This window comes from Acidovorax sp. (genome assembly GCF_046339755.1).
GTDB lineage: Bacteria > Pseudomonadota > Gammaproteobacteria > Burkholderiales > Burkholderiaceae_C > Acidovorax.
Map to the genome: position 1 here is coordinate 1 of NZ_JBKDTZ010000099.1, position 7,424 is coordinate 7,424.

At 67.5% G+C, this 7,424-nt stretch carries 7 protein-coding genes; 4 read left to right on the top strand and 3 right to left on the bottom strand.

All coding sequences use genetic code 11. From position 1 onward, the window contains the following. Nucleotides 1-7: 7 nt before the first annotated feature. Nucleotides 8-301 (top strand): DUF4148 domain-containing protein, encoded by a 294-nt coding sequence (locus tag ACK59X_RS07845; RefSeq protein WP_409956333.1) that lies wholly within the window; start codon nt 8-10, stop codon nt 299-301. Between the two features lie 156 nt (nt 302-457). On the opposite strand, the gene ACK59X_RS07850 is transcribed toward ACK59X_RS07845, so the two are convergent. Further along, the gene (locus tag ACK59X_RS07850; RefSeq protein ID WP_409956327.1) at nt 458-970 is read right to left on the bottom strand and encodes an N-acetyltransferase family protein; all 513 of its coding nucleotides are present in this window, start codon (nt 968-970) and stop codon (nt 458-460) included. Nucleotides 971-1,085: 115 nt separating this feature from the next. Here ACK59X_RS07850 and ACK59X_RS07855 point away from each other — a divergent pair, with 115 nt between their 5' ends. From ACK59X_RS07855 to ACK59X_RS07865, 3 genes are all read left to right on the top strand, one after another. After that, nucleotides 1,086-1,937, top strand: a complete 852-nt coding sequence (locus ACK59X_RS07855) for a thymidylate synthase (RefSeq protein ID WP_409956328.1) — start codon at nt 1,086-1,088, stop codon at nt 1,935-1,937. Between the two features lie 96 nt (nt 1,938-2,033). Then, entirely contained in the window at nt 2,034-2,651 is a 618-nt protein-coding gene (locus tag ACK59X_RS07860; RefSeq protein WP_409956329.1) for a DUF4337 family protein, read from the top strand. A 12-nt stretch (nt 2,652-2,663) separates the two neighbouring features. Then, nucleotides 2,664-3,155: a dihydrofolate reductase gene (locus ACK59X_RS07865; protein WP_409956330.1), complete on the top strand. Its 492-nt coding sequence runs from the start codon at nt 2,664-2,666 to the stop codon at nt 3,153-3,155. A 27-nt stretch (nt 3,156-3,182) separates the two neighbouring features. Here ACK59X_RS07865 and ACK59X_RS07870 read toward each other — a convergent pair whose 3' ends face one another. Together ACK59X_RS07870 and ACK59X_RS07875 are read right to left on the bottom strand one after the other, a co-directional pair. Beyond that, nucleotides 3,183-3,551 carry a hypothetical protein gene (locus ACK59X_RS07870; RefSeq protein ID WP_409956331.1) on the bottom strand — a complete coding sequence of 123 codons (369 nt, stop codon included), beginning with the start codon at nt 3,549-3,551 and terminating at the stop codon, nt 3,183-3,185. A 266-nt stretch (nt 3,552-3,817) separates the two neighbouring features. Next, a partial coding sequence (locus tag ACK59X_RS07875; protein ID WP_409956332.1) for an Ig-like domain-containing protein occupies nt 3,818-7,424 on the bottom strand: 3,607 nt, incomplete at its 5' end.

The window sequence follows — 7,424 nt, forward strand, 5'->3', positions numbered from 1 at the left end:
TTTCATCATGAACACGACCGCACGTTTCCTCTCCATCGCCGCTGTTGCCGCTTTCGCATCGTTTGGTGCCCACGCCGACGAAGCCGATGCTTCGCAATTCGCCACCAAGTTCGAGACCAACCGCACCCGCGCCGAAGTGGCCGCTGAAGCCGCTACGGTGGCCCAGACCCGCAGCATCGAGCCTGCCGGTTCGCGCGTCGTGACCTACAAGTCCACCGCCGACCGCGCTGCCGTGCGTGCAGCGGCTGCCGAAGCCGTGCGCACCGGCCAGATCCCTTCGGGCGAGATCAGCGCCCTGTAAGAACAAGGGCCTTCATAGCAAGGTCCGCCAGTTGCGGGCCTTCCCATGGTGGTGGTGTTTCACGGTCGTGGGCACCGCCACCATGTGGAAGTGTTCCCCCACATCCCCAAGCAAAAAGGGCTCCCGGTCGGGAGCCCTTTTCCATTGGCAAACAGCTCAAGCCACCAATGTCTTGAACATCACATGGGCATCGACATAGCCCAGCGCACGGTGCCTGAATGCCCCGGGCAGCGTGCCCACGATCGCAAAGCCAAGATGCTGCCAGAGGCGCACGGCGCGCTCGTTGGTGGCCACCACCAGGTTGAACTGCATGGCGCGGAACCCCATGGCCACGGCCTGCCGTTGAGAGTGCTCGCACATCAGCGAAGCCACGCCCTGCCCTTGTGCAGCCGGGGCGACCACATAACCGCAGTTGCACACATGGGCGCCCAGGCCCGCCTGGTTGGCCTTGATGAAGTAAGTGCCCAGGATCTCGCCGCCCGCCCCGCAGGCCACGAAGGTGGCGGCGGGCAGCTCCACCCAGGCCTTGTGGATCTCGGCCTCGGTGCTGTCGGGCGAGAACGCATACGTGTCGCCCGCCTGGAAGGTGCTGTGCAGGATGGGCCATACGGTGGCCCAATCGGCAGGTTCAAGCGGGCGGATGGTGATGGAAGCAGAGGAAGAGGTCATGGCCGAACGATACGTCAAGGCGCCAACCCCCGATGGTTCCTCTCCGCATAAAATCCGCAGTCGGCAAAGGCCTTCCCCCGACGGCCCAGCGCCCCACCGCGAGCGATTCGATTCCATGACCCAGCCTTCCGCCCAGCCTGCCCGCCCCGTACGCTCCCAGTACGAGGACTTCATGCGCCATGTGTTCACGCAGGGCGTGCACAAGTCCGACCGCACGGGCACGGGCACGACCAGCGTGTTCGGGCACCAGATGCGCTTCGACCTGAAAGAAGGCTTTCCGCTGGTCACCACCAAGAAGGTGCACCTGCGCTCCATCATCCAGGAGCTGCTGTGGTTCCTCACGGGGTCGAGCAACAACAACTGGCTCAAGGAGCGCGGCGTCACCATCTGGGACGAATGGGCGCGCGAAGATGGCGACCTGGGGCCCGTGTACGGCGTGCAGTGGCGCAGTTGGCCCACGCCCGATGGTGGCCACATCGATCAGATCAGCGACGTCATCAAGACGCTCAAGACCAACCCCGACTCGCGCCGCATCATCGTGAGCGCGTGGAACGTGGCCGAGCTGAACAAGATGGCGCTCATGCCCTGCCACGCCTTCTTCCAGTTCTACGTGGCGCCAGCGCAGGAGCCCGAGGGCCGCGGCACGCTCAGCTGCCAACTGTACCAGCGCAGCGCCGACATCTTTTTGGGCGTGCCCTTCAACATCGCCAGCTATGCGCTGCTGACCCACATGGTGGCCCAGCAGTGCGACCTGGACGTGGGCGACTTCATCTGGACCGGCGGCGATTGCCACATCTACAGCAACCACCACGAACAGGTGCAGACCCAGCTGGCGCGCACGCCCTACCCCTACCCCACGCTGCACATCAAGCGCCGGCCGGACAGCATCTTCGACTACCAGTTCGAGGATTTCGAAGTACTGGACTACCAGTGCCACCCCGCCATCAAGGCGCCCGTGGCGGTCTGACCCCCCTCGCCTCCCCATGATTGCTGCAGTGCAGGCGCCGCTGCGCCCTGCCTGACATCCCCTGCCTCCCTTCACGAACTACAAAGAGCACTCACTATGTCTTCCGGCGGATTTCACGTACACGGCCCCCACGACCACGCAGTGGAGCATGCCGCCCAGGGCCACGGCCATGGCGACGACCACGCAGCCAGCCACGGCAGCGAAAACGGCGGCTCGTCGATGAGCAAGATCGCGATGTTCACGGCCATCGTGGCCACGGTGGGCGCGATCTTCGCGTACATGGGCGGTGCCACGCAGGCCAATGCCGGCCTGCTCAAGAACGACGCGGCCATCAAGAAGACCGAGGCCTCCAACCAGTGGAACTACTTCCAGTCCAAGAGCACCAAGCAGTCCCTGGCCGAGCTGGCCCGCGACCTGGCGCCCGAGGACCGCAAGGCCACCTACCAGGCCAAGGTGGACCGCTACGAGAGCGAGAAGAACGAGATCAAGGTCGTCGCCGAAAAGCTGGAAGCCGACAGCCACAGGTTCGACCGCCAGAGCGAAGAGCAGATGCACCAGCACCACCGCTGGGCCCAGGCCACCACGGCGCTGCAGGTAGCGATCGCGCTGGCCGCGATTGCCCTGCTCACGCGCAAGAAGTGGCTGGAGTACGGCATGTACGGTGTGGCCGGCATCGGCATCGTGGTCGGCGCACTGGCCGTCATGCACATCTAAGGAAGTGCCCCCATGCCATTGCACATGATCTACGCGCGCGCCGCCAATGGCGTGATCGGCAAGGACAACCGCCTGCCCTGGCATTTGCCCGAGGACATGGCGCACTTCAAGTCGCTCACCCAGGGCTGCCCCGTGGTCATGGGCCGCAAGACCTGGGACTCGCTGCCCCCGCGCTTTCGCCCGCTGCCCGGGCGCACCAACATCGTCATCACGCGCCAGGCCGACTGGTCGGCCGAAGGCGCGCTGCGTGCCACCAGCCTTCAGGATGCCCTGCAGCACGCCAGCGCCGGCCAGACGGTGTGGGTGATCGGCGGCGCACAGGTCTATGCCGAGGCCCAGCCCCTGGCCGACCGCATCGAGCTCACCGAGATTGCGCAGGATTTCGAGGGTGATGCCCACGCACCCGTGCTCGATGCCGGCTGGCATGAGACCGCACGCAGCACGCACACCTCCACGAATGGATTGCCCTTCAGCTTCGTGACGCTGGAGCGGCGAAAGGACTGAGCGGGCAAGCCCGTTACCCGGACAGACTCAGAACAGCTTGGCGCAGTTCACCGGCAGTTGGGCGGCCGTGCTGCCCTGCAGCACGCCCATGCTGCCGATCAGGTTGCCCTGGCTCACCGACAGGGTGAACGGCAGGTTGAAGCTGGTGGTGCCGGTGAACGACGAGGCCGTGGCCGTGCCCATGCCGTAGCCGTAGAGCGAATTGGCAGGGCCCAGGGCCGCGATGGTGAACATCGAGGGGCCGCTGGGCTGGCCGCTGACGGTGATGAACACGCCGGTGCCGGCCACCGCGCACTGGTAGACACCGTCCAGCGGGCCGCCAGCGGCCATGGCGGCGCCCGATGCGCCGGCCAGCGTTGCGGCTGCGGCCAGGGTTCGGATGAATCTGCTGCTCATGCTTGCTTGTTCCTTTTCTTCTCTCGGTAGGCGGCTGCAGAGGGCGGCATCGCCGTGGCCCCCAAGCTCAACGCTGTCTGAACCACCAGGCGGCCAGAAGTTCACCGCCGACCAGGCCGGCAAAAAAAAGCCCGCACGGAGGCGGGCAGCAACTTGCTTGTCGCAAGAGGGGATGCCGCTTGGAGGCCGGCAAGGAAATAATAGGCCGGTGCAGCCTCCAAGGCTGTGACGCGGAGCACAGCTTGCTGCGCATTGCCGCCCCCTCCTCAAATGACAGCGGTACCCACCAGGGTGATGTCGACCAGGCGCGTGCTCACATGGCCGTGGCCGTCGTCCAGGGTCACGGTGAACTGGTCGTGGCGCTGCTGGCCGCTGGCCAGCAGCGGGTCGATGGTCTGGTTGCCCACGGTGTAGAGCCAGTTGACCTGGCCAGTATGGCCGTCGGAACGCAGTTGCGCGGTCAGCGTGCCCAGCGCGCCCGCCGTGGGCGTGACGCTCACGGTGTGCGCGGCAAACGCCGGGTCGGCAAAGCTGAAGCCGCCGGCCGTGGCCAGCGTGGCCGTGGCGTTGGTGCCGCCCAGGTCGACCACCTTGCCCGGTGCGCTCCATTGGTAGGACTGGTCGAAGCCCAGCGTGGCCGAGGCCACCTTCTGCAGCGCCACGGCCGTGGCCGCGTCGATGCCCAGGTCGCTCGCCACCTTGTCGCCGGCCCCCAACGAACGCGCGTCCAGGCCGGTGAGCGTCTCGAACAGCACCAGGCCCGACAGGTAGGAGCCGTACTTGCTGGCGTGCAGGTTGTCGTCGTGCCAGAGATTGATCTTGCCGCCGTTGGCCACCGTGGTACCGCCCGTCTCGGTATAGGGGTCGCGGATGGACAAGCCATTCTGCACGGCGGTCATGAAGGCCGTGCCCACCGGCGCCACGCCCTTGAAGTCGGGATTGACGGCCGCCAGGTTGGCGTAGGCATTCTGCAGATCGGTGGTCATGCCCTCCAGCGACAGGTAGTAGGCACTGGCCTGGGTGTCCGAGCGGCTGATGTCTCCCGTGCCCTCGTAGGCCCCCGCCCCGTTGAGAGTGCGCGAGGTGAGCATGTCGTAGGCCCCGGCCACCATGTCGGGCCGGGCCCAGGTGGCATAGAGGTACATGTCGGTCGAAGCATCGGCATTGGGGTTGCCCGCGATGGTGGTGCCGGGCTGGGTAGCGGTGTCGGCCGCGCCGGTGTGCACGAAGTCCTCGATCAGCGTGGCGTACTTCTGGAACTCCCCGATGTCGGCATTGGCGCCCGAGGTGGTGGTCAGCGTGGCGTTGGCGGAAATGCCGAAGTCCGACTTCGATGGATCGGCCGCGAAGTAGGTGGCCGTGCCATCGGCCGTGAAGTTCACCGTGAGTGCAGAGCTGGTGTCGCCGCTGCGCGTGAAGGTGTAGACCAGGTTCTGGCCGGCGTTCTCGTACACACCTGCGGCGGAGCTCAGGCCCAGCGTGATGTTGGGCAGGCTGATGTCCGTGCCGACCGCGAAGTCGTCGTTGACGATGGTGCCCGAAACGGCGCCCAGCGTGCCCAGGTTGTAGTCCGTGCCAGTGCTCGGGTGCGTCAGCGAGAGGCGGATCGCCTCGTCGGCCTCCACCACGTTGTCGCCATGCGGGTCCAGCGTGATGCTGGCCGAGGCCTGGCCTGCCTTGATGACGATGGTGCCGGTGTTGGAGGTGAACGACACGCTGCCCGTGGTGGTGGGCGCCCCGGTGTCCGAGCTGCTGGCAAAGCCGTTGCCGCTGGTAAAACGGTAGGGCGATGTGCCGGCGCCGCCTGCCGCCGAAAAGGCGCCGCTGGTGGTGTTGTACATCTCCAGGTCCTGGCTCGCATTGACCGTGGTCGAGACCGAAGGCGAGGTGGACCCGTCGCGGAACGCGGTGAACGTCACCGTCAGGTCGCTGGCGGTGGAGCCGGTGCGCGTGAAGGTGAACACCAGGTTGGCCGTGCCGTCCTCCGTCACCTGGCCGGGGCTGGCCGCCAGGGACACCGTGGCCAGGGCCGGGTCGGTGGCGGGCGCATTGGGGTCATCGTTGAGGATCGTGGTTCCGACGGCAGAACTGGTGCCGACACGGTAGCCGGCCGAGGCGGCGAGCTTGAGCGCCAGGGTCTCGTCGTACTCCTTGGCGCCATCGGCCGTGGGCGTGATCACCAGGTTGGCCGTGGCGCTGCCGGCCGCGAAGGTGATGGTGCCCGATCCCGAGGGCAGGGGTTCGTCCGTCTGGTCCTGCAGCACCACCAGCTCCCACTTCTGGCTGGCGATGTTGCCGCGCATGTCCCAGCCCGCGGCCGATGAGTTCAGGTAATGGCCCTTGAGCGTGGCGGCGTTGCGGGTGGAGAGCGATACATCGTAGCCCAGCCCCACCTGGTCAGCGAACCTGTCGAACAGGCCCGCCACACCGCCCCAGGGGTGCGGCTCGTACAGGTTGGCCCCCGTGAGGTTGGTGAAGGTGCCACCATTGGCCGGCGAGGTCAGGTCGTGCACGCCGAAGGGGTTGGTGGCCGCGTCGTAGGTGTTGTACGACATGGCCGGGTCGATGCGCGCAAAGGTGGCGCTGTTGCCCACGAACAGCACCGGGTTGAACACCGTGGCGATGTCCACGGCCGCGGCCGCGCCCTTGTTGCCAGCCGCATCGCTGTAGCTGTCCTTGGCCACGGCGATGTGTCCACCCGTGTCGAGGTTGGCCGACGCGGTGGCCGTGAAGGTGGCCGTGCGCACCAGGCCCGTACCGCTCAGCGCGCCCAGCGTGCCGCCAGTGGTGGTGATGTCGGCCGCGGTGAAACTCGCGCCCGGGTCTTCGGTGAAGGTGAAGCTGATGGTGGCCGTGCCGCCGGTCTTGAGCGCGGCGGCAGAACTGGTGATGGTCAGCCCCGGTGCCTGCGTGTCCCCAGGGCCGGGCGCGCCGCCCCCCGTGTCGCCGCCACCCGATGCAGGTGGCGCGGGCGGATTGCTGCCCTGGCCGGCGGACACACCGGGCGCCAGTTCCCCCACGGCCTGCTGCTGCACCACGGCCGTGAAGGCATCGCCGGTGTAGCCGTTGACCGCGGCCTGGAAGTTGCCCGTGGCCACCGAGCCCGCCGCATCGGTGGCCGCCGCCGCCACCTGGCCCAGCACTGCGACCGTGCTGGCGGCACCGGTTGCATCGTTGGCGGCATCCACCACCTTGCTGATGTTGTCCAGGCTGGTGGCATCGAGCCGCAGGCCGTAGTCGCCCGCGGCATCGGCCACGATGCCGCGCAGGAAGGCGGCGTCCGAGAGGTTCGCCACACCGCTGGCACCGCCCGCCGCCGCTGCGATGGCGTACGCCAGGGAAGCGATCAGCGTGCCCGCCGCCGCGCCAGGCTGGCCCGCATGCGGCGTGGCCACACCCGGCTGTGCGCCCTTGGCCTCGGCCGCATCCAGCGCGGCCGCGCCGATGCCGACCACGTTGACCAATGCCACCGCCACCTTCTGGTAACCCAGGGCCATGGCCTGGTCGGCGGCGCTGGCGCTGCTGCTGGCCAGCACGGCCAGCGGGTCATAGGCCAGCAGGTTGACGCCCGCAGGCAGGTTGAGCGCCTTGGCCAGCAGGGCCGTGGCCTGCTCCACCGTGGTGGTGGCGCCGCCCTTGTCCATCAGCGCCTTGACCAGGGTGGTGATGGGGTTCAGCACCGTGCTGCCGGCCGGTGCGCTGAGCAGGCCCTTGAAGGCCTTGTTGGTGAGCAGGTCGGTGCCGCCCGTGGCCACCAGCGCCCCTTGCACATTGGCCGGCAGCGTGAAGCCGCCCGCGGCATCGGTGGTGGCGGACCACTCGCCCGCATCGAGCTTGTGGTTGCCATTGGCATCCGCGAACACGGTGGCGCCC

Bases quoted from the DNA above. Each gene is read 5' to 3' on its own strand.
- ACK59X_RS07850 (WP_409956327.1), bottom strand. From the start codon at position 970: ATGACCTCTTCCTCTGCTTCCATCACCATCCGCCCGCTTGAACCTGCC.
- ACK59X_RS07860 (WP_409956329.1), top strand. From the start codon at position 2,034: ATGTCTTCCGGCGGATTTCACGTACACGGCCCCCACGACCACGCAGTG.
- ACK59X_RS07855 (WP_409956328.1), top strand. From the start codon at position 1,086: ATGACCCAGCCTTCCGCCCAGCCTGCCCGCCCCGTACGCTCCCAGTAC.
- ACK59X_RS07865 (WP_409956330.1), top strand. From the start codon at position 2,664: ATGCCATTGCACATGATCTACGCGCGCGCCGCCAATGGCGTGATCGGC.
- ACK59X_RS07845 (WP_409956333.1), top strand. From the start codon at position 8: ATGAACACGACCGCACGTTTCCTCTCCATCGCCGCTGTTGCCGCTTTC.
- ACK59X_RS07870 (WP_409956331.1), bottom strand. From the start codon at position 3,551: ATGAGCAGCAGATTCATCCGAACCCTGGCCGCAGCCGCAACGCTGGCC.